The sequence below is a fragment of the Dysgonomonas sp. 521 genome, from assembly GCF_010501055.1.
Taxonomy (GTDB): Bacteria; Bacteroidota; Bacteroidia; order Bacteroidales; family Dysgonomonadaceae; genus Dysgonomonas.
Map to the genome: position 1 here is coordinate 1 of NZ_QVMO01000201.1, position 1831 is coordinate 1831.

Sequence of the window (1831 nt, forward strand, 5' to 3'; positions counted from 1 at the left end):
CTCATTTTCTTCCAGCCATAAATCGATGAAACCTGTCAGTTCTGTATAGAGCTTTTCATATTCGTGAGAATAGGCAAACTCATCGGAAATAGGATATTGCAGGAACAGGAACTCGCATTGGGATAAAATGCGAATGGCATAATCTTTCGCCTCGCTTTGCGGAACAATATCAGCAAATTCGTTCCACAAGACATTGACAATCATATCATGTTTTGAGAATAGGAGTCCTTTGAATAAAGTCAAATTTGCCAACTCTTCAGCGCGGAGTTGAGATAAGCCTTCTTTAATAGCATTGGAATAGGCTTCGCTAGCTTCATCGGCTCTGGTTTTAATAAAATCCGTATCGGATGCTAGATGTGGATGGCACTCTTTGAGGAAAGATAACAGGCTTAGACGGTAGTAGGATAATTCTAATTGATTGTTATTCTGTTTCTTCATAATTGTTTTTGTTTTAATGTATAATCCCTATCTTTGCCTCACTTCAAATTTTCCATATGCGTTTTGCACGGAAATATGCCGGGAGGCATATCGGGTTAGATGCGGATAATTTTGGATAATTAGCTGGCGCTTGGGAGGGATGCCCAAGCGCTGTTTGTTACTTGTATTACTCTTTGGAGGATTACATCCTGATGCCTTTGGATTTCTTCGGCTGCTGTTGCTCTTGCTTTTTCTCCTGCTTCTCTGTAGGATTGGTTTGCCCCTGCTTGAGCGGTTCTTTGATATCCTTTGTCGCCTCGTTGGTCTTGCCCTCGGAATTGACAGCGACCTGAGTTTTCGCTGCATTGTCGGGAGTAACTTCCTCGGTCTGTTTTTTTGCCTTATCAGGATTCCATTTGAAGAAATCGAGCTTTTCCTTTTCGGTATTTACCCTGATGTAGGCATTGAAAGGTTCCCCTTTCTTGTCTGTCATACCTGTAACATAGATAGTACGGTTTTCCCGGAGATTATCCTGCTGCTCTTTAGACAGTTCCACACCCAACAGTTTTCCGGGGATATGGAATTTCTGTTCCTGCTGTTGTTCCTTCGATAATTTATACGTATTATCGAACTTAAATTCCAGGCTTCTGCGGTCGGCATTAATCTGCACAGTAGCATTAAAATCCTTACCATTTTTGGCTTTCATGCCTTCCAGGTAAATAGCTTTCCCCTCCGACAAGTCTTTTTTCTGTTGCTCGTTGAGGGTAACACCTTTGACTTCACCCGGTATTTTAATCCTGTCGGCCCGCACGGCTACCAGTTCGTTGGTCATCTTGTCAATGGAAAGGAAAGCTTGCATCTTTTGTCCTTTAACGGGTTCTATTTCTACCAGCCGCCCGGCATGGCCTGTCTGGCGAAGATTTTGCTTGTCATCTTCATTCAGGCGCGTACCGTATACAAAACCTTCGAGTTGGGCTTCTTTGCGTACGGCATGGACAATCAGGTTCAGCTTGCCTTCGGGCGTTTCGCGCAATGACAGGCGGGCATCGGTGCGGATAGTGGTATCGCCTATTTCCGCTTTAATGGGTAACAGCACCGGGGTTTTCTGCCAGTTGAGCATTTTTCCCAAAGAATTCTTATCAATCATATCTTTGGTTACTCCCAGTTTTTCAAATTGGGACCAATCGATACGGGATTCGTCAATGGCCTGATAAGTTTTTTTGGCAAAGGCTTCGGGCAGTATCCGGATTTCATCCATGAATTTCTTATTGGACGGGTTTTCGGGGTCTTTGAGCATATTACTCAATACATCTACTACATTCTCCAATGCGTTCAGAGGAACTTTGAAGAAATGGAAATGGGTCGGTTCCTTGCACTGGCGCAGGAAATTGGACATAAAGTTTTCCAATACATC

The 1831-nt window shown here is 43.5% G+C and carries 2 protein-coding genes; both read right to left on the reverse strand.

The window, feature by feature from the left end:
* On the reverse strand, positions 1-438 hold a 438-nt coding region (locus D0T84_RS22100), incomplete at its 3' end, for a DUF1896 family protein (RefSeq protein ID WP_163310076.1).
* A 181-nt stretch (positions 439-619) separates the two neighbouring features.
* Positions 620-1831 (reverse strand): DUF3945 domain-containing protein (locus D0T84_RS22105; RefSeq protein ID WP_163310077.1); only part of this gene is annotated, 1212 nt, incomplete at its 5' end.